The following is a 16667-nucleotide window of genomic DNA, read 5'->3' as shown; positions in this document are numbered from 1 at the left end:
GCATCGCGCGCGCTGTGCTGGCATCAAGGCCGGGTTCTCAGGGCGGGGCGGAATTCCCCACCGGCGGTAAGCAGCGATGCAAGCCCGCGAGCGCCTTGCCCCGGCTGGTCTGGCCGGATCAGGGGTCAGCAGACCAGGTGCGATTCCTGGGCCGACGGTCACAGTCCGGATGGAAGAGAGCGTGCGAGCCGGCCCCGAAGGGCCGGCCCTCATGTGATCGCCTTGGGTGACGTGTCACTTGGAAAGGAGATCACGCATGACACACACCCGCTATGCCTTCATCAAGGCGAACTGGCATTCCGACATCGTCGATCAGGCGCTGGAAGGCTTCTGCGAAATCGTGCCGCGCGACCAGGTCGATGTCTTCGACGTCCCCGGCGCCTTCGAGATGCCGCTGCTGGCCCGCGACCTGGCGCAGACCGGCCGCTATGGCGCCGTGGCCTGCGCCGCGCTGGTGGTGGACGGCGGCATCTATCGTCACGATTTCGTCGCCCAGGCCGTGGTCGACGGGCTGATGCGCGCCGGCATGGACAGCGGCGTCCCGGTGCTTTCGGTGTCTCTGACCCCGCATCACTACCAGGAAACCGAGCATCACACCGCCATCTTCCGCGAGCATTTCGTGAAGAAGGGCCGCGAGGCCGCCCAGGCCGCGACCCGGATCGTTGCGGTCCGGGCGGCGCTCAAGGCCTGACCGGGCGCGACCGCGCAGCCCCCCGCCTTCACTGTTTCGAAAATACCCACGGGGGCGTGGGGGCAGTCAGCCCCCACCGCCGACCGGGCCGGAACCGCGGCTATTCCGCCTTGTCCTGCGCCTTCAGCCATTCCTGCATCTGCGCGATCTCGGCGCTCTGGGCCTCGATGACCTCCTCGGCCAGCTTGCGCACCTGCGGATCCTTGCCGTGCTCCAGCGCCACCCTGGCCATGTCGATGGCGGCCTGGTGATGCGGGATCATGCCGCGCATGAAATCGACATCGGCATCGCCGCTGTAGTCGATCATCATGTCTTCATGCATCTTCTCCATGACCTGCTCATAGGCCGCGTCCGAAGCCGAGCCGCCGTCATGGCCGGCATGCGCCGCCGGCTCCTGTGCCAGGGCGGGCGCGGCCAGCAGGGCGGCCAGGGCGAAGGGGATGATACGCATGGGATTCTCCTTGTGTCTGCGCCGCCATGCAAGCGCGGCGCGCGCGTCCGGGCAAGTGACAAAGCCGTCAGCGCAGGAAGATCAGCGCCATACCGGCGACCGCCAGCGCCGCCCCCGCCCATGACGTGGCCGAGGGCCGCGCCCCGGTCATCGCCCAGAGCACCGGCAGGATCAGCACCGGCGACAGCGCCGACAGGGTCGAGACGATGCCGACCTTGCCGCCCTGCAGCGCGAACATCAGCAGCGTCATGCCGGTGACCATGGCGATCAGCCCCGACAGCGCCGTCAGCAGCAGCACGCGCGGCGAAGGCCGGCCCAGCGGCTTCACGGCGCGGATCGGCAGCGCCATCAGCAGCATCAGGCAGGCGACCGCGACCGCCACCCGGATCAGCGAGGCGACATAGGGGTCGAAGCCCCCGGCCATGACCGGCCGCGCGATCAGCGACCCCAGCGCCTGTCCCGCCGCCGCCAGCAGGCCGAAGCCGGCCCCGACCCAGACCGAGCCCGCGACCGCCTCGAAACGATGCCCGCCGGCGCGGCCCGGCCGGCCCAGCACCGCCATGGCGACGCCCAGCGTGGACAGCACCACGCCCAGCACGGCGGCCGGGGACAGCGCCTCGCCCAGGGCAAGCCAGCCCATCAGCGCCGCCATCGGCGCGTTCATGGCGAACAGCGCACCCGAGCGGCGCGGACCCAGCCGGATCAGCGCCACGTAAAGCAGCGTATCGCCCAAAAAGATGCCGACGATGCCCGACAGCGACAGCCGCCACAGGTCGGCCGCGTCGATGCCGTGCCAGCGCCCCATCGCCAGCACGATCGCGGCCAGCATGGCCGCCACCATGGCCTGGCGCAGCCGGTTGAAGCCAAAGGGCCCCAGCGCCTGCGCCGCCGCTTGCGACAGGATCCCGGTGATGGCCCAGCAGGCGGCCGCACCCAGCGCCGCCAGTTCGTGCAGCGGCATGCGTCTCCCCTTCCCCTGCTTGCCGGCCGGCATAGGCCGGCGGGTGAAACCGCGCAAGCCGTCGCGCGTTGTGCCCCCGACCATCGCAGCAAACCGGAGGACGGATCATGATCGTGAACTATGGCTCGGCGAAATGGCAGGGCGGGCTCAAGGACGGCAAGGGCGTGATCTCGACCCGCTCGGGCGCGCTTTCGGACCAGCCCTATGGCTTCAACACCCGGTTCGAGGGCAAGCCCGGCACCAATCCCGAAGAGCTGATCGGCGCCGCCCATGCCGCCTGCTTCAGCATGGCGCTGTCCAAGATCCTGGCCGAGGCCGGGGTGACGGATGTGACCATCCAGACCACCTCGAAGATCGGCCTCGACCAGGAAGGCGACGGCTTTGCGATCAAGACCGCGCATCTGAGCACCACCATCACCGGCCAGGGCGACAGGGCGGTGATCGAGGACGCCGCCCGCCAGGCCGAAAAGGGCTGCCCGGTCAGCAAGCTGCTGAATGCCGAGATCACCCTGGAGGTGACGGTCGCCTGATGCTGATCCGTTACGGCTATCGCATCACGCTGGAATCCGATGCGCCGCTGCCGCTCATCGCGCAGTTGACGGCGCGGCCGGAGCGCCGGCTGGACCTGCGCGCGCCCGAGGCGTTCCGCACCGATCCCGCCGTGCCGCATGCGACCCATATCGACATGTTCGGCAACCTGCGCACCCGGCTGACCGCCCCCGGCGGGCGCTTCACCCTGGAAAGCGATGCGGTGATCGCCGACAGCGGCCTGCCCGATCCGGTGTTTCCCGCGGCCGAGGAAAGCCCGGTCGAAGCCCTGCCCGACGCGGTGCTGCCCTATCTCGCCGCCAGCCGCTATTGCGAGACCGATCTCTTGGGCGAACTGGCCTGGGATCTGTTCGGCCAGGTGGCGCCGGGCTGGGCGCGGGTGCAGGCGATCTGCGACTTCGCCCATGCGCATCTGGCCTTCAGCTATGGCGATGCGGACCAGTTCCGCACCGCCCACAGCGCCTATGCCGAGCGCAAGGGCGTGTGCCGCGACTTCGCGCATCTGGCCATCGCGCTGTGCCGCTGCCTGAACATCCCGGCGCGCTATGCCTTCGGCCACCTGGGCGACATCGGCGTGCCGAAAAGCCCCGATCCGATGGATTTTGCCGCCTGGATGCATGTCTGGCTGTCGGGTCGCTGGTGGACCTTCGACCCGCGCAACAACGCGCCGCGCATCGGCCGCATCACCATCGGCCACGGCAGGGATGCCGCGGATGCCGCCCTGATCTCAAGCTTCGGCACGCATGAACTGCGCGAGTTCACGGTCTGGACGGATGAGGTGACGGGTTAACGCCCCGCGCTGGCGGGTTGCGGCACCTGTATAGGGTCGGTAGCTAGGGAAAAGGGTCAGGATGCGAAGTGGGAGCTTGACGTTCTGCAGTGCAGTGAAAAACGGGGCTTTGCGAAACACAGCAATCTCTAAAAGATTTTGCCCATCCAGCACGCAGATCAGAACTCTACACCGATAGACGGATAAACGATCCGCCGGGGCATGATCCCCCCGAATCGGAAACCCTTGTTTACAATTACCCAAGGCATCATTGCGCGTGGCTGACTTTTTCTAAATCCAGGCAAACTCTCAAAGCCCTGTTTATTTTCCAGCCAATTATAAACGCAAAACTTCACGATATCCTCAATCTCTAGATAGTATCCCTTGTTTGACTGAACGCGTTCAAAGGATATGCGCCCGCAGGACACAGAAGTATCACCCCGGCGCTGAATTATGTCGAAGTGATTATGGTTTTTTGTGAGGCGCTTATTAAAGTTTAGAGCTTTGCCGATGTAAGCAAGGCGGACGCTCTCGCTTTGGCGCCAATGCGATCTGATAAAAGCGTAGATTCCTCCATGCCCTCTCCAGCCCGGAGGAACGTCGAACTCGTTTTCGTCAGGCTCCCACTTTTTAGGGCGTGACCAGCTGATCGTTGCTCTCCGATAATATTTTCGACCACTATTCCCTGATATATCATCAGGATCATCCCATAGCTCACTGATCAACAAGGCATCACTCCAGAATAACCGATATCGCAAAGAACATAACGTAAGATTCACGAAGGAAACATCGTGCTATCTGAGACCGCTCAGCAAGAGCTTAAGCACCCCAGTCCTTAAACCATCATCTCCTTCGTCGCCGTCAGCTTCAGCTCGGGATGGTCGCGCGCCACCCGGTCGATGTCCCATTGCAGCCGGGTCAGATAGACCAGGTCGCCGTCATGGTCCTGCGCCATATGGCCCTTGTTCGCCTGGGCGAAGGCCTCGACCTTGTCCTTGGGCCCGGCCACCCAGCGCGCGCTGGTGAATTGCGACGATTCAAAACGCACCGGCAGGCCGTATTCGATCTCGATCCGGCTCGCTAGCACCTCGAATTGCAGCGCGCCGACCACGCCAACGATGAAGCCCGAGCCGATCATCGGCTTGAAGACCTTGGCCGCGCCTTCCTCGGCGAATTGCATCAGCGCCTTTTCCAGGTGCTTGGCCTTCATCGGGTCGCCCGCGCGCACGGTCTGCAAAAGCTCGGGCGCGAAGCTCGGGATGCCGGTGAAGCGCAGCGCCTCGCCCTCGGTCAGCGCGTCGCCGATGCGCAGCTGCCCGTGGTTCGGGATGCCGATGATGTCGCCGGCCCAGGCCTCCTCGGCCAGTTCGCGGTCGGCGGCCAGGAACAGCACCGGGTTCGACACCGCCATCGGCTTCTTCGAGCGCACATGCAGCAGCTTCATGCCGCGCTCGAAATGTCCCGAGGCCAGCCGCACGAAGGCCACCCGGTCGCGGTGCTTGGGATCCATGTTCGCCTGCACCTTGAAGACGAAGCCGGTCACGGCCTGCTCTTCGGGCGAGATCTGGCGCTCGGCGGCGTTCTGCGGCTGCGGCGCCGGGCCGAATTCGCCGATGCCGGTCATCAGTTCCTTGACGCCGAAGCTGTTGATCGCCGAGCCGAACCAGATCGGCGTCATATGCCCCTCCAGGAAGGACTGGCGGTCGAAGGCCGGCAGCAGCTCGCGCGCCATCTCCAGCTCCTCGCGCAGCTTCGCCAACTGCTCGGCCGGCACATGCTCGGCCAGCTTGGGGTCGTCGAGCCCGGTGATCTGCACCGTCTCCGCGACCTTGTTGCGGTCGGCGCGGTCCATGATCTCCAGCCGGTCGTGCAGCAGATCATAGGCGCCGATGAAGTCGCGGCCCATGCCGATGGGCCAGCTGACCGGCGCCACGTCGATGGCCAGGTTCTCCTGGATCTCGTCGATGATCTCGAACGTGTCGCGGCTTTCGCGGTCCATCTTGTTGCAGAAGGTCAGGATCGGCAGGTCGCGCAGCCGGCAAACCTCGAACAGCTTGCGGGTCTGGCTCTCGACCCCCTTGGCGCCGTCGATGACCATGATCGCCGCGTCCACGGCGGTCAGCGTGCGATAGGTATCTTCCGAGAAATCGCTGTGGCCGGGCGTGTCCACCAGGTTGAAGCGATAGTCGCCGAACTCGAAGCTCATGGCCGAGGCCGAGACCGAGATGCCGCGATCCTGCTCCATCTTCATGAAGTCCGAGCGGGTGCGCCGCGCCTCGCCCTTGGCACGGACCTGGCCGGCCATCTGGATCGCGCCGCCGAACAGCAGGAACTTCTCGGTCAGCGTGGTCTTGCCGGCGTCCGGGTGCGAGATGATCGCGAAGGTCCGGCGGCGGGCGATTTCGGGGGGCAGGATCGGGGCGTTGCTCATGCCCGGCCCTTTACCCTGCCCCGGTCACGGCCTCAAACGAATTGTTCGCGCATCAGCCGTTCCTCCAGCCCGTGGCCGGGGTCGAACAGCAGCCGGTGGCTGACCGAGGTTTCCGAGCGCACCTCGACCCACAGCACCGAATCGACGCCGCGCGAATCGGCATCGGCCATGACCGGGCGCTTGTCGGGTTCCAGCACGTCGAAGCGCAGCGTCGCGGCGCTGGGCAGGATGGCGCCGCGCCAGCGCCGGGGCCGGAAGGCGGCGATGGCGGTCAGCGCCAGCACGTCGCTGCCCAGGGGCAGGATCGGCCCGTTCGCCGAGTAATTATAGGCGGTCGAGCCCGCCGGGGTCGACAGCAGCGCCCCGTCGCAGACCAGCTCCGGCATGCGCACCGTGCCGTTCACGCTGATCTGCAGCCGCGCCGCCTGCGGCCCGGCGCGCAGCATGCTGACCTCGTTGATCGCCAGCGCGCAATGCTCGTGCCCGTCGGTGGTGCCGGCGGTCATCGCCAGCGGGTGGATCACCGTCTCCTCGGCCTCGGCGATGCGCGCCGGCAGGTCATGGACCGAATAGTTGTTCATCAGGAAGCCGATGGTGCCGCGGTTCATGCCATAGACCGGCAGCCCGCGATTCTGGTGCATGACCGACAGCATCAGCCCGTCGCCGCCCAGCGCGACGATCACCTCGGCCTCGCGCAGCGGCACATGGCCATAGCGCTCGGACAGCGTCTCGGCGGCGGTGACGGCGGTTTCGGTGCTCGAGGCGATGAAATGCAGCTTCATGGCCGCCATCATGGCGCCGGGCGGCGCGGGCGCAAGACCCTTTGGCATATGGGATAATCTACCGCAGCCGCGTCGCATCCGTCCTAGCGGGACGCGGCAAAAGCCGCTAGAACCCGGCCGAGCCGTCTTTTTTGCATGAGGGACAGATGACCGACACCGGATTTTTCACCGAAACACTCGACAGCCGCGACCCTGCGGTCTTCGGGGCGATCCGTCAGGAGCTTGGCCGCCAGCGCGACGAGATCGAGCTGATCGCGTCCGAGAACATCGTCTCGAAGGCGGTGCTCGAGGCGCAGGGCTCGGTCCTGACCAACAAATATGCCGAGGGCTATCCGGGCAAGCGCTATTACGGCGGCTGCCAATATGTCGACATCGTCGAGGAGCTGGCGATCGAGCGCGCCAAGCAGCTCTTCGGCTGCGGCTTCGCCAATGTCCAGCCGAACTCGGGGTCGCAGATGAACCAGGCCGTGTTCCTGGCGCTGCTCAGCCCGGGCGACACCTTCATGGGCCTCGACCTGAATTCGGGCGGCCACCTGACGCATGGCTCGCCGGTCAATATGTCCGGCAAATGGTTCAACGTCGTCAGCTACGGCGTGCGCCAGCAGGACCAGCTTCTGGACATGGAGGACGTGCGCAAGAAGGCGCATGAGCACAAGCCCAAGCTGATCGTCGCCGGCGGCACCGCCTATTCCCGCATCTGGGACTGGGCCGAGTTCCGCAAGATCGCCGACGAGGTCGGGGCCTATCTGATGGTCGACATGGCCCATATCGCCGGTCTCGTCGCGGGCGGCCAGCATCCCTCGCCCTTGCCGCATGCCCATGTCGTGACCACGACGACGCATAAATCCCTGCGCGGCCCGCGCGGCGGCATGGTGCTGACCAACGATGCCGAGATCGCCAAGAAGATCAACTCGGCGGTGTTCCCCGGCCTGCAGGGCGGCCCGCTGATGCATGTCATCGCCGCCAAGGCGGTGGCCTTCGGCGAGGCGCTGCGCCCGGGCTTCAAGGATTACGCGGCCCAGGTGGTGAAGAACGCCCAGGCCATGGCCGACGAGCTGATGAAGGGCGGCATCGACATCGTCTCGGGCGGCACCGACAACCACCTGTGCCTGGCGGACCTGCGCCCCAAGGGCGTGACCGGCAAGGCGACCGAGGCGGCGCTGGGTCGGGCGCATATCACCTGCAACAAGAACGGCGTGCCCTTCGACCCCGAAAAGCCCTTCGTGACCTCGGGCGTGCGCCTGGGCGCGCCGGCCGGCACCACGCGCGGCTTCGGCGAGGCGGAGTTCCGCCAGATCGCGCGCTGGATCGTCGAGGTGGTGGACGGGCTGGCCTCGAACGGCGAGGCCGGCAATGCCGAGGTCGAGGCCCGCGTCAAGGCCGAGGTCGAGGCGCTTTGCGCGAAATTCCCGCTCTACAAGGGCATGTGAGGACATCGCGCGGGGACCGTCCCCCGCGCGGGCCAGCACCGGCGCGGCGGCAGGGCAAACGGCCCGGCCGCCGCGTTTGCGTTTCGGGGTTTTCCCTGCCAGGCGGCCGCGACCGCCTTGCGAAAAGCCGCGCCCGCCCGGCACGGACGGATCGCAACCCGCCTTCCGCCGCGCGCCTTACCGGCAGAGCGTCGCGACCCAGTCCGGCACGACCCGCGTCGCGGGGCCGGTCAGCCGCTCGCCGAAATCGCCGGCGACGGCCGAGGCGGCCAGGTTCAGCTCGACCGTGCGCGCGCCGGCGCGGCGCGCGTGCTGCGCCAACCCCGCCGCCGGATAGACCTGGCCCGAGGTGCCGATGGCGGCAAAGATCTCGGCCGCCTCGACCGCCTCCCAGATCCGTTCCATGTGATAGGGAATCTCGCCGAACCAGACGATGTCGGGCCGGGTCTGCGGCGCGCCGCAACCCGGGCAGGCATCCGACATGCGCATGACCAGCGCGGCCGGCCAGCGATGGCCGCAAGCCGCGCAAAGCGCGCCGAGCAGGCTGCCGTGCATGTGGATGACCTCGGGCGAGCCGCCGCGTTCGTGCAGGTCGTCGACGTTCTGGGTGATCAGCGTGACCTGGTGATGCCGGGCCAGTTCCGCCAGCGCCCGATGCGCCGCATTGGGCTGGGCGCGGGCGGCATCGGCCCGGCGGGTGTTGTAGAAGCGATGCACCAGCCCCGGGTCGCGGCGAAAGCCCTCGGGCGTCGCCACGTCCTCGATGCGGTGCTCTTCCCACAGCCCGTCGGTGGCGCGGAACGTCCTGATCCCGCTTTCGGCCGAGATCCCGGCCCCGGTCAGCACCGCGATGCGCATCGGATCATCCTCAGCGCGCGCAATAGGCCTCGGCCGCCGACGCGAAATTCTTGTAGCGCGCCCAGAAGGCGTTGTCGGAATCGCTTTTCGACATGCGCACCTTCTGCGCCTCGTCCGCGTCGCGGAAGAAGCGCGCGGCGCGGCGCTGGTCGGCGCGCGACAACGTCTGGTCGGCGACCTGCTGGATGCAGCCGCAGGTCCGGCGGTTGCTGGCGCCGCGATCCGAACGCATGCAGGCGGAATCGATGGGACCGGCGACGGCAAGCGGCGCGGTCAGGACCACCGCGGCGGCGGCGATCATCAGGCGGTTCATCATCTCTGTCTCCTCGGCTCCTGCCACGGCGATGGGGTTCATGCCCCTTTGAGGCCGCAGATCTTATCCGCAGGACTCTAGCAGAAGCCCGCTCTCGGCTCAATCGCGCGGCCGTGACCACGGATCGCGGCAGCGCGAGGCGAGAGACGCAAGATATGCACCAGGCCCACCGCCCGCCCTGGCCGCCCGCTCAAGCCGGCTGCGGCGTATAGCCGGCGTCGCGAATCACCTGCGCGGCGCGCCCGGCTTCCAGCCCCTCGACGCTGACGCTGCGGGCAGCGAGGTCGGTCACCGCCCTGCCGCCGGCCTCGGCCACGGCCTTTTCGATGGCGGCGGTGCAATGGCCGCAGCTCATGTCCTCGACGCGGAATTTCATTCGCCCATCCTTTCGCCCATCCTTTCGCTTGCCCGCCGATCTGCCTATGATCGCGGCAAGGCGCCACCGGCGCAATTCCCCCCTAGCACGAAGGCTGCGGCTGATGGTCACCGAAAATTTCCGCGGCGCGATCCTGATGGTCGTCTCGATGGTGCTGTTCGCCTTCGAGGATATGTTCATCAAGCTGCTCTCGGCCCAGCTGCCCTTTGCGCAGGTGCTGGGCCTGATCGGGCTTCTGGGCTTCCTGGTCTTCGCCGCCATGCTGAAGCTCAAGGGCGGGCGGCTGTTCACCCGCGACCTGATCCGCCCCATCGTGCTGTTCCGCGGGTTGATGGAGGCGGTGGGCTCGATCGGCATCGTGGTGGCGCTGGCGCTGACGGAACTTTCCTCGACCTCGGCGATCATGCAGGCGCTGCCCCTGGCCATCGTGCTGGGCGCGGCGCTGTTTCTGGGCGAGCCGGTCGGCTGGCGGCGCTGGAGCGCGATCATCGCGGGCTTTCTCGGCGTGCTCTTGGTGATCCGGCCGGGGCTGGCGGGGTTCCAGCCGGTGTCGCTGATGGCGCTGCTGGCGGTGCTGGGGCTGGCGGCGCGCGACATCGCCACCCGCCGCGTGCCGGCACATATCCATTCCGACCAGCTGGCCGCCTCGGCCTTCTTCGCCATCCTGATCGCCTCGGTGCTGATGGGGCTGGCGCTGGGGCAGGACTTCGTCATGCCCGGCCCGCGGCAAGGGCTGCTGTTCCTGGCCTGCATGACCGTCGGCGTCGGCGGCTATGCGCTGCTGGTCGCCGCCACCCGGCTGGGCGAGGCCTCGGCGCTCGCGCCCTATCGCTATGCCCGGCTGGTCTTCGCCCTGATCCTCGCCTTGCTGGTCTTTGGCGAGCGTCCCGATGCGCTGACCCTGACCGGCGCCGCGATCATCGTCGCCTCGGGCTGCTACATGATGTGGCGCGAGGCGGCGCTGCGCCGGCGACAGCTGCGCGAGACCGGCTTCGCGACGCTCTGAAACCCCCTTTCCGCAACGCCAAAGCCCCTGTATAGCCCGGCCATGACCGACCTTGACCTCATCCGCAATTTCTCGATCGTGGCCCATATCGACCACGGCAAATCCACCCTGGCCGACCGCCTGATCCAGTTGACGGGGACGGTGGCCGAACGCGACATGAAGGCCCAGCTGCTCGACAGCATGGACATCGAGCGCGAGCGGGGCATCACCATCAAGGCCAACACCGTGCGCATCGAATATCCCGCGCGCGACGGGCGCACCTATGTGCTGAACCTGATCGACACCCCCGGCCATGTCGATTTCGCCTATGAGGTCAGCCGCTCGATGCGCGCGGTCGAGGGCTCGCTCCTGGTCGTCGATGCCAGCCAGGGCGTCGAGGCGCAGACGCTCGCCAATGTCTACCAGGCCATCGACGCCGGGCACGAGATCGTGCCGGTGCTGAACAAGATCGACCTGCCCGCCGCGGAACCCGAGCGGGTCAAGGAAAACATCGAGGAAGTCATCGGCATCGACGCCTCGGACGCGATCCCGATCTCGGCCAAGACCGGCCTCGGCATCCCCGACGTGCTGGAGGCCATCGTCACCCGCCTGCCCGCCCCCAAGGGCGACCGCAACGCGCCCTTGAAGGCGATGCTGGTCGATTCGTGGTATGACGCCTATCTGGGCGTGGTGGTGATGATCCGCGTCATGGACGGGGTCATCAAGAAGGGCGACCGCATCCGCATGATGCAGACCAATGCGGTCTACGGCATCGACAAGCTCGCCGTGCTGCGCCCGCAGATGCAGGACATCGCCGAGCTGGGCCCGGGCGAGATCGGCGTCCTGACCGCCTCGATCAAGCAGGTGCGCGACACCCGCGTCGGCGACACCATCACCCACGAAAGGAAGGGCACCGACACCCCGCTGCCGGGCTTCAAGCCGGCGCAGCCGGTGGTGTTCTGCGGCCTCTTCCCGGTCGATGCCAACGACTTCGAGGCCCTGCGCGACGCCATCGAGAAGCTGGCGCTGAACGACGCGAGCTTCAGCTACGAGATGGAGACCTCGGCCGCCTTGGGCTTCGGCTTCCGCTGCGGCTTCCTGGGCCTTCTGCACCTCGAGGTGATCCGCGACCGGCTGGAGCGCGAATACGACCTCGACCTCATCACCACCGCGCCCTCGGTGGTGTTCAAGCTGCACATGAAGGACGGCGAGGTGCGCGACCTGCACAACCCCGCCGACATGCCCGACCTGACCTATGTCGACCATATCGAGGAGCCGCGCATCAAGGCCACGATCATGGTGCCCGACGAATACCTGGGCGACGTGCTGAAGCTGTGCCAGGACCGCCGCGGCATCCAGATGGACCTGACCTATGCCGGCAACCGCGCCATGGTGGTCTATGACCTGCCGCTGGCCGAGGTGGTGTTCGACTTCTACGACCGGCTGAAATCGGTGACCAAGGGCTATGCCAGCTTCGACTACCAGCTTTCGGAATACCGCGAGGATTTCCTGGTCAAGATGTCGATCCTGGTCAATGACGAGCCGGTGGATGCGCTGTCGATCATGGTGCACCGCGACCGGGCGGAATCGCGCGGCCGGGTCATGGTGGAAAAGCTCAAGGAGCTGATCCCGCGCCATATGTTCAAGATCCCGATCCAGGCGGCCATCGGCTCGCGCGTGATCGCCCGCGAGACGCTGTCGGCCATGCGCAAGGACGTGACCGCGAAATGCTATGGCGGGGATGCCACGCGCAAGAAGAAGCTCTTGGAGAAGCAGAAGGCCGGCAAGAAGAAGATGCGCCAGTTCGGCAAGGTCGAGATCCCGCAGACGGCGTTCATCCAGGCGCTGAAGATGGACGGCTGACTGGTTCGACTCACGTTTCCGTGATATGAACTGGCTGCGGGGCCATGGCATCTGGCCGGCCCACCGGGGGACCAGCGATCCCGTGCTGTGCGGGCCGGTCGTTGGAACCGCTGCCGAGCCTTCAACGGGAAGGGTCGGCGATATGTCCCGGCGTGTGGTCTTGCAAGCGCAACGCAGGGAAGTCGCGGTTCATCTCAAGGCTGATCTCGGCCCGGTGAACTCCTGGTCGACCGAGATGCGAACGCATGGGGCGCCACCTCCGGCTTCTTTACGAACACGACCGGTTCGGTTCACGCCAAGGGCTGCGGGCTGGGCGATTGCCGGGTTCTGGACGGTCTCGACATCGACCGTGTCGAGGTCGGATCCAGCGGCAGCGGCACGAACAATGACGCCGGCGGCGATTTTCCGGTCGGCGCCTTGGCCTGGCGCGTCACCGGCCGGCTTTGACCGGATCCGGCGGCCCGGCCGGATGGCGCAGAAGGGACAGGCCGGCTGGCCGCTGCTTCGTCGGCCGCTTCCCGCTGGCCGTCGCGGGAACCCTGCCGCGCCCTGTTTCGTTTCTCCTCGGAAAACCAATCAGGGAGGGCAGGAACATGGTTCCCATGCTGCGACTGTTTCTGGTTCACATCTGGGTCGGCTGTGTGGCTGGCGCCGTTGTCATCGCCGGCCTGTCCATGGGTTACGACAATTGGGCGACTTTCATCTGGGCGGCTGTCATCGGCCTTGCGCTGGGTGTCCCGGCCGGATTGCTGAACTGGGCCTATCTGAGACCGAACCGCTCGCGCCAGATCGGCTGGACCTGGCGCATCGCCGACTGGGTGCGCAGCTTCTCTTGGCCGCGCCAGACCCGGCATTGACGCGCCGCCATTGCGCCCCGCATAGGCGCGGGGCGCTTTACCGCCATTTCGGCTGTCTGTGGCCTTGTCGCAGCAGGTGGCCAAACGGTGGCTGTTCGGCTTGACGCCCCCTGTCCGGCAACGGCCGTCGATCGCTTGTTCCAATGCTTTGACGGCGAAACCCGCATGCGCCGAAGCGCCAGCTGACGATCCCTTGGGCAGAGCACATTGGCAAGCCCCGCCCAAGTGGCGACATAAGCGAATGCGCTGAAACCCAACGTCACTCCGGCTGAACTCCGCCATCGCAAAATGCGCGCCGGCCTGGCGAATGATTTTGTTGGCTTGGCGCAACGCGCGGTTCTCGCGTTCAGGCACCTTCAACGTCTCGGCCAGATCGCTCGGAATGCCGCCGCCCTGCTGATCCGGTGCCAACGGCTCCGCGGCAACAGACATGATCACCTGCCAGCGTGACCCGGACTGCCCTTCGCTGCCCAAGACCAGCCACACCGCGCGTTCGTCGGGGAAAAACCTGTTCGGACGCTCCCGAACGACCAAGGGCCTCTTTCGGAGTCCCTTTGCGCCCGCCGCACCAGGATGGCCGCAGGACCGGCCAAGGGCCGGAACTGGACTGACGACGGTCGAGCCCTTCCGACGGTCCCGCCATGGCACAGGCCGGTCCGCGCTCCCGAAGCATTCCCTTTCAGGGCAATCCGTCGATCAAACGGTTGCGCTCGTTCGCATGCCGACCGGCACGGGACCAGGTTGCATGCCAAGATCGTCGCCCGCGCAGAGATGCATCTTGCGCCACAGGCAAAAGAGAAACCCCTTTTGCCCGTGCGACCTAGCGTTTTCCCCGCCCGCCGGGAAACCACAGCGCCATGCAGCTCTCGATCCACAGCCTCTGCCATTCCAGCATCATCTGGCGCTGGCTCTTCTGCATCTCGGCCATGATCTGGCCGCGCGCCGGGGCCATCAGGCCGTTGGCTGCAGACAGCCAGGCGCTCATCCAGGGGTTCTTCATCGGGTCTCCATCCTCTTGCGGCAGGGCTCACGCAATCAATCCCCGCCGCCGGCCGGAGTTCCCGGCTCAATACGGCGTCGGCGTCACCGCTGGTCCCGGCGGCGCATAGCTGCCGACCTGGGTCTGGCTTTCCGCCGCCTGCTGCGTCAGCAGCGCGCCGGCGGTCTGCATGTCGCGCCCGGCGCCCTGCATGGTCTCGCAGCCGGCAACCGCGGTGACGGCCACGAACGCGGCCAGTGGGAAAATCCTGCTCATCTCGCCCCTCGGGTCTTTGTTGCTTATGACCGCGCAGCCTAATGCAACAGCCGCCGCGCGACAGCACACGGAAACGCGAGGCCGCCCAAAGCCCCCCGCATCGGCAACTTGTCGCCAAGGGAACGGTGCACGAACGGTGCACGCGCGGTGCATGGCCCGTGCATCGCCGGTGACACGAAAAAGGCGGCCCGAAAGGCCGCCTCCGGGGTCGTCCGAGCCGCGACCTACAGCCCCTGCGACTGGACCTCGTGGCTTTCGCGCGACACCGCCTGTCCGGCGGCCTGCATGTCGCGGCCAGCGCCCTGCACGGTCTCGCAGGCGGCCAGCGCCAGCAGGGCAAGGATCGGGGTCAGCTTCATCATCCGGCGCATCTGTCACTCCTGAGAAAAGATGGTGTGTTCAAAGCCATAACGCCCCCTGTCCCACATTGTTCCCGGCCCGTTAACCTCTTGTTAAGGCTTGGCGTGCAATCTGGCGTGCATGCGTATCCTGATGATTCTGCCGCTTTTCCTGCTCGCCGCCTGCGCCTCGCCGGCCCCGCAATTCATCGGCGCGCAGCGCCATGACATCACTCTGGAGGGCATCCGCTTCGCCGTCTTCCAGAAAGCGACCGAGGCCGAGGTGATCCGCCTGGGCTACCTGACCCGCAGCCAGCGCGCCCCGGTGCCCGAGCTGATGGTCGCGGCGGTCGAGCGCACCACGGGCTGCCGGGTGATCCCGAACAGCCTGCGCAGCCGCATTCCCGGCGACACCGGCGAGGCGCGGGTCGCGCTGCGCTGCGACGGCGGCTGAGGCGCTCAGGCCAGGAAAGCCTCGACCGCGGCGGCGACCTCCGCCGGCCGGTCGGCGTGCAGCCAATGCCCGGCGCCTTCGACGACCCGGATCTCGGCCTGTGGAAAATGGCGCCGGATCGCCTCGGCCTGCGGCGCGCGGCAATAATCCGATTCGGCGCCGGCCAGGAACAGCGCCGGACCATCGAAGCCGCCAGGCGCGACCTCGGGCCAGCCGACCAGCAGGGGCATCTGCTCGCGCAGGGCGTCCAGATTGAACTTCCAGCGCGGCGGATCGGTCTTCAGGTCCAGCGATTGCAGCAGAAAGGCGCGCACGCCCGGGTCCGAAACATGCGCGGCCAGCCGGGCGTCGGCGTCCGAGCGCAGCCGCAATCCGCTCAGGTCCACTGCCTGCATGGCATCGACAAGGCCGGTCTGGCTGTGACCATAGGCATAGGGGGCGATGTCCATCACCACCAGCCGCCGCACCCGTTCGGGCCGGGTCAGAGCCAGCATCATCGCGGCCTTGCCGCCCATGGAATGGCCCAGAACGTCGGCCTTGCCGCCATGCGCCTCGATCACCCGGGCCAGATCCTTGGCCAGCGCCGGATAGCTGTGGTCGGCATCGTGGAAACTGTCGCCATGATTGCGCATGTCGACCGAGATCACCCGCCGCGTCTCGGCCAAGCGACGGGCGAGCCCGCCGAGATTGCGCCCGGATCCGAACAGCCCATGCGCCAGAAGCACCGGCGGCAGGCTCGAATCCACCCCTGTCTCGATCATGTTCAGCATCATGGCGGCACCCTAACGCCACTGGCGAAGCGGCGCCAGAGGCGCTAGCCTTGCATCAAAGAGGGACGTGCGATGGGGATCGAGGATATCCGGCCGATGGCGGACGAGGTGGCGAGCCTGCTGGCGGCCCGCTTCGGCGGCCTGCGGCGCGGCCAGCAGGCGGAACTGGGCGACATGCTGCGCAAGCGCGGCGGCGCGCTGCCGCGCCGGCTGCGGCGCGAGGCGCGCTTCCTGCATCAGGCCGACCGCATGGCGGGCCAGCCGAAGCTGGCGCGGCAGGTGGATTTCGCCCGGCTGGACCATGCGCACCGGGCACTGACCGGCTATCTGCGGCCGCTGGGCCAGGGCCGGCGGCTGCAGGGCGGCGCGGTCAGCGCGGCGGCGAGCGTGCTGCTGGGCCTGCTGGTGCTGGGCGGCGTGGCGGTGTGGATCCTGCTGCAGCGCGGGTTGATCTGAAGGGTTTCCGACACCCTGCCCGGCTCCGATGGCATCGCGGCCTCCGCCTGAGGCGCCGTGGCTGAATGCGACCGCAGC

General features: G+C 67.2%; 21 protein-coding genes and 1 riboswitch. Of the genes, 9 read left to right on the top strand and 12 right to left on the bottom strand.

Annotated features, from left to right (window positions below; all coding sequences use genetic code 11):
- Positions 1 to 29: 29 nt before the first annotated feature.
- A riboswitch (FMN riboswitch) is annotated at positions 30 to 185 on the top strand.
- Between the two features lie 71 nt (positions 186 to 256).
- Positions 257 to 691 carry a 6,7-dimethyl-8-ribityllumazine synthase gene (locus tag PARN5_RS0113565; RefSeq protein WP_018000316.1) on the top strand — a complete coding sequence of 145 codons (435 nt, stop codon included), beginning with the start codon at positions 257 to 259 and terminating at the stop codon, positions 689 to 691.
- 100 nt (positions 692 to 791) lie between these two features.
- Here PARN5_RS0113565 and PARN5_RS0113560 read toward each other — a convergent pair whose 3' ends face one another.
- A complete protein-coding gene (locus PARN5_RS0113560; protein WP_018000315.1) occupies positions 792 to 1142 on the bottom strand; it encodes a DUF305 domain-containing protein in 351 nt (116 codons plus the stop codon).
- A 67-nt stretch (positions 1143 to 1209) separates the two neighbouring features.
- Entirely contained in the window at positions 1210 to 2103 is an 894-nt protein-coding gene (locus PARN5_RS0113555; RefSeq protein WP_018000314.1) for a DMT family transporter, read from the bottom strand.
- A 107-nt stretch (positions 2104 to 2210) separates the two neighbouring features.
- Between PARN5_RS0113555 and PARN5_RS0113550 the strand changes: the two genes are divergently transcribed.
- A complete protein-coding gene (locus PARN5_RS0113550; protein WP_018000313.1) occupies positions 2211 to 2633 on the top strand; it encodes an OsmC family protein in 423 nt (140 codons plus the stop codon).
- A complete protein-coding gene (locus PARN5_RS0113545; protein WP_018000312.1) occupies positions 2633 to 3442 on the top strand; it encodes a transglutaminase family protein in 810 nt (269 codons plus the stop codon). The genes PARN5_RS0113550 and PARN5_RS0113545 overlap by 1 nt, the downstream gene beginning before the upstream one ends.
- A 158-nt stretch (positions 3443 to 3600) precedes the next feature.
- Here PARN5_RS0113545 and PARN5_RS24250 read toward each other — a convergent pair whose 3' ends face one another.
- The 3 genes from PARN5_RS24250 to PARN5_RS0113535 form a co-directional block, all read right to left on the bottom strand.
- Complete coding sequence (locus PARN5_RS24250; protein ID WP_157403996.1) at positions 3601 to 4149, bottom strand: hypothetical protein; 549 nt, start codon at positions 4147 to 4149, stop codon at positions 3601 to 3603.
- 107 nt (positions 4150 to 4256) lie between these two features.
- On the bottom strand, positions 4257 to 5852 hold the full coding sequence (locus PARN5_RS0113540) for a peptide chain release factor 3 (protein WP_018000311.1): 1596 nt from the start codon (positions 5850 to 5852) through the stop codon (positions 4257 to 4259).
- A 32-nt stretch (positions 5853 to 5884) separates the two neighbouring features.
- Positions 5885 to 6634: an NAD kinase gene (locus PARN5_RS0113535; protein WP_026155424.1), complete on the bottom strand. Its 750-nt coding sequence runs from the start codon at positions 6632 to 6634 to the stop codon at positions 5885 to 5887.
- 146 nt (positions 6635 to 6780) lie between these two features.
- Between PARN5_RS0113535 and glyA the strand changes: the two genes are divergently transcribed.
- Positions 6781 to 8064 (top strand): serine hydroxymethyltransferase, encoded by a 1284-nt coding sequence (gene glyA, locus PARN5_RS0113530; RefSeq protein WP_018000309.1) that lies wholly within the window; start codon positions 6781 to 6783, stop codon positions 8062 to 8064.
- 177 nt (positions 8065 to 8241) lie between these two features.
- Here glyA and PARN5_RS0113525 read toward each other — a convergent pair whose 3' ends face one another.
- From PARN5_RS0113525 to PARN5_RS0113515, 3 genes are all read right to left on the bottom strand, one after another.
- A complete protein-coding gene (locus PARN5_RS0113525) occupies positions 8242 to 8922 on the bottom strand; it encodes an NAD-dependent deacylase (RefSeq protein ID WP_018000308.1) in 681 nt (226 codons plus the stop codon).
- Positions 8923 to 8932: 10 nt separating this feature from the next.
- Entirely contained in the window at positions 8933 to 9235 is a 303-nt protein-coding gene (locus PARN5_RS0113520) for a hypothetical protein (protein WP_026155423.1), read from the bottom strand.
- A gap of 190 nt (positions 9236 to 9425) precedes the next feature.
- The gene (locus PARN5_RS0113515; protein ID WP_018000306.1) at positions 9426 to 9611 is read right to left on the bottom strand and encodes a heavy-metal-associated domain-containing protein; all 186 of its coding nucleotides are present in this window, start codon (positions 9609 to 9611) and stop codon (positions 9426 to 9428) included.
- 103 nt (positions 9612 to 9714) lie between these two features.
- Between PARN5_RS0113515 and PARN5_RS0113510 the strand changes: the two genes are divergently transcribed.
- From PARN5_RS0113510 to PARN5_RS22150, 3 genes are all read left to right on the top strand, one after another.
- Positions 9715 to 10617: a DMT family transporter gene (locus PARN5_RS0113510; RefSeq protein ID WP_018000305.1), complete on the top strand. Its 903-nt coding sequence runs from the start codon at positions 9715 to 9717 to the stop codon at positions 10615 to 10617.
- Between the two features lie 42 nt (positions 10618 to 10659).
- The gene (lepA, locus tag PARN5_RS0113505) at positions 10660 to 12459 is read left to right on the top strand and encodes a translation elongation factor 4 (RefSeq protein ID WP_018000304.1); all 1800 of its coding nucleotides are present in this window, start codon (positions 10660 to 10662) and stop codon (positions 12457 to 12459) included.
- A gap of 593 nt (positions 12460 to 13052) precedes the next feature.
- Positions 13053 to 13316, top strand: a complete 264-nt coding sequence (locus PARN5_RS22150; protein ID WP_051070991.1) for a hypothetical protein — start codon at positions 13053 to 13055, stop codon at positions 13314 to 13316.
- 820 nt (positions 13317 to 14136) lie between these two features.
- On the opposite strand, the gene PARN5_RS22145 is transcribed toward PARN5_RS22150, so the two are convergent.
- The 3 genes from PARN5_RS22145 to PARN5_RS0113485 all read right to left on the bottom strand — a co-directional run bounded on the left by PARN5_RS22145 (position 14137) and on the right by PARN5_RS0113485 (position 14942).
- On the bottom strand, positions 14137 to 14316 hold the full coding sequence (locus PARN5_RS22145) for a hypothetical protein (protein ID WP_018000302.1): 180 nt from the start codon (positions 14314 to 14316) through the stop codon (positions 14137 to 14139).
- A gap of 66 nt (positions 14317 to 14382) precedes the next feature.
- On the bottom strand, positions 14383 to 14571 hold the full coding sequence (locus PARN5_RS0113490) for an entericidin A/B family lipoprotein (RefSeq protein WP_018000301.1): 189 nt from the start codon (positions 14569 to 14571) through the stop codon (positions 14383 to 14385).
- Positions 14572 to 14795: 224 nt separating this feature from the next.
- On the bottom strand, positions 14796 to 14942 hold the full coding sequence (locus tag PARN5_RS0113485; protein WP_026155422.1) for an entericidin A/B family lipoprotein: 147 nt from the start codon (positions 14940 to 14942) through the stop codon (positions 14796 to 14798).
- Between the two features lie 121 nt (positions 14943 to 15063).
- On the opposite strand from PARN5_RS0113485, the gene PARN5_RS0113480 reads away from it, so the two are divergent.
- On the top strand, positions 15064 to 15363 hold the full coding sequence (locus PARN5_RS0113480; protein ID WP_157403994.1) for a hypothetical protein: 300 nt from the start codon (positions 15064 to 15066) through the stop codon (positions 15361 to 15363).
- A 5-nt stretch (positions 15364 to 15368) separates the two neighbouring features.
- On the opposite strand, the gene PARN5_RS0113475 is transcribed toward PARN5_RS0113480, so the two are convergent.
- On the bottom strand, positions 15369 to 16136 hold the full coding sequence (locus tag PARN5_RS0113475) for an alpha/beta fold hydrolase (protein ID WP_018000298.1): 768 nt from the start codon (positions 16134 to 16136) through the stop codon (positions 15369 to 15371).
- Positions 16137 to 16205: 69 nt separating this feature from the next.
- On the opposite strand from PARN5_RS0113475, the gene PARN5_RS0113470 reads away from it, so the two are divergent.
- On the top strand, positions 16206 to 16589 hold the full coding sequence (locus PARN5_RS0113470; RefSeq protein ID WP_018000297.1) for a hypothetical protein: 384 nt from the start codon (positions 16206 to 16208) through the stop codon (positions 16587 to 16589).
- Positions 16590 to 16667: the final 78 nt, after the last annotated feature.

The organism is Paracoccus sp. N5, from assembly GCF_000371965.1.
GTDB lineage: Bacteria > Pseudomonadota > Alphaproteobacteria > Rhodobacterales > Rhodobacteraceae > Paracoccus.
Note: the sequence above shows the minus strand (reverse complement) of the source record. Positions and strands in the feature narration are given on the sequence as shown.

What these genes read in the sequence shown, in the direction of transcription:
- PARN5_RS0113565 (WP_018000316.1), top strand. Translation starts at nt 257, where the DNA reads ATGACACACACCCGCTATGCCTTCATCAAGGCGAACTGGCATTCCGAC.
- PARN5_RS0113560 (WP_018000315.1), bottom strand. Translation starts at nt 1,142, where the DNA reads ATGCGTATCATCCCCTTCGCCCTGGCCGCCCTGCTGGCCGCGCCCGCC.
- PARN5_RS0113555 (WP_018000314.1), bottom strand. Translation starts at nt 2,103, where the DNA reads ATGCCGCTGCACGAACTGGCGGCGCTGGGTGCGGCCGCCTGCTGGGCC.
- PARN5_RS0113550 (WP_018000313.1), top strand. Translation starts at nt 2,211, where the DNA reads ATGATCGTGAACTATGGCTCGGCGAAATGGCAGGGCGGGCTCAAGGAC.
- PARN5_RS0113545 (WP_018000312.1), top strand. Translation starts at nt 2,633, where the DNA reads ATGCTGATCCGTTACGGCTATCGCATCACGCTGGAATCCGATGCGCCG.
- PARN5_RS0113540 (WP_018000311.1), bottom strand. Translation starts at nt 5,852, where the DNA reads ATGAGCAACGCCCCGATCCTGCCCCCCGAAATCGCCCGCCGCCGGACC.
- PARN5_RS0113535 (WP_026155424.1), bottom strand. Translation starts at nt 6,634, where the DNA reads ATGAAGCTGCATTTCATCGCCTCGAGCACCGAAACCGCCGTCACCGCC.
- glyA (WP_018000309.1), top strand. Translation starts at nt 6,781, where the DNA reads ATGACCGACACCGGATTTTTCACCGAAACACTCGACAGCCGCGACCCT.
- PARN5_RS0113525 (WP_018000308.1), bottom strand. Translation starts at nt 8,922, where the DNA reads ATGCGCATCGCGGTGCTGACCGGGGCCGGGATCTCGGCCGAAAGCGGG.
- PARN5_RS0113520 (WP_026155423.1), bottom strand. Translation starts at nt 9,235, where the DNA reads ATGAACCGCCTGATGATCGCCGCCGCCGCGGTGGTCCTGACCGCGCCG.
- PARN5_RS0113515 (WP_018000306.1), bottom strand. Translation starts at nt 9,611, where the DNA reads ATGAAATTCCGCGTCGAGGACATGAGCTGCGGCCATTGCACCGCCGCC.
- PARN5_RS0113510 (WP_018000305.1), top strand. Translation starts at nt 9,715, where the DNA reads ATGGTCACCGAAAATTTCCGCGGCGCGATCCTGATGGTCGTCTCGATG.
- lepA (WP_018000304.1), top strand. Translation starts at nt 10,660, where the DNA reads ATGACCGACCTTGACCTCATCCGCAATTTCTCGATCGTGGCCCATATC.
- PARN5_RS22150 (WP_051070991.1), top strand. Translation starts at nt 13,053, where the DNA reads ATGGTTCCCATGCTGCGACTGTTTCTGGTTCACATCTGGGTCGGCTGT.
- PARN5_RS22145 (WP_018000302.1), bottom strand. Translation starts at nt 14,316, where the DNA reads ATGAAGAACCCCTGGATGAGCGCCTGGCTGTCTGCAGCCAACGGCCTG.
- PARN5_RS0113490 (WP_018000301.1), bottom strand. Translation starts at nt 14,571, where the DNA reads ATGAGCAGGATTTTCCCACTGGCCGCGTTCGTGGCCGTCACCGCGGTT.
- PARN5_RS0113485 (WP_026155422.1), bottom strand. Translation starts at nt 14,942, where the DNA reads ATGCGCCGGATGATGAAGCTGACCCCGATCCTTGCCCTGCTGGCGCTG.
- PARN5_RS0113480 (WP_157403994.1), top strand. Translation starts at nt 15,064, where the DNA reads ATGATTCTGCCGCTTTTCCTGCTCGCCGCCTGCGCCTCGCCGGCCCCG.
- PARN5_RS0113475 (WP_018000298.1), bottom strand. Translation starts at nt 16,136, where the DNA reads ATGATGCTGAACATGATCGAGACAGGGGTGGATTCGAGCCTGCCGCCG.
- PARN5_RS0113470 (WP_018000297.1), top strand. Translation starts at nt 16,206, where the DNA reads ATGGGGATCGAGGATATCCGGCCGATGGCGGACGAGGTGGCGAGCCTG.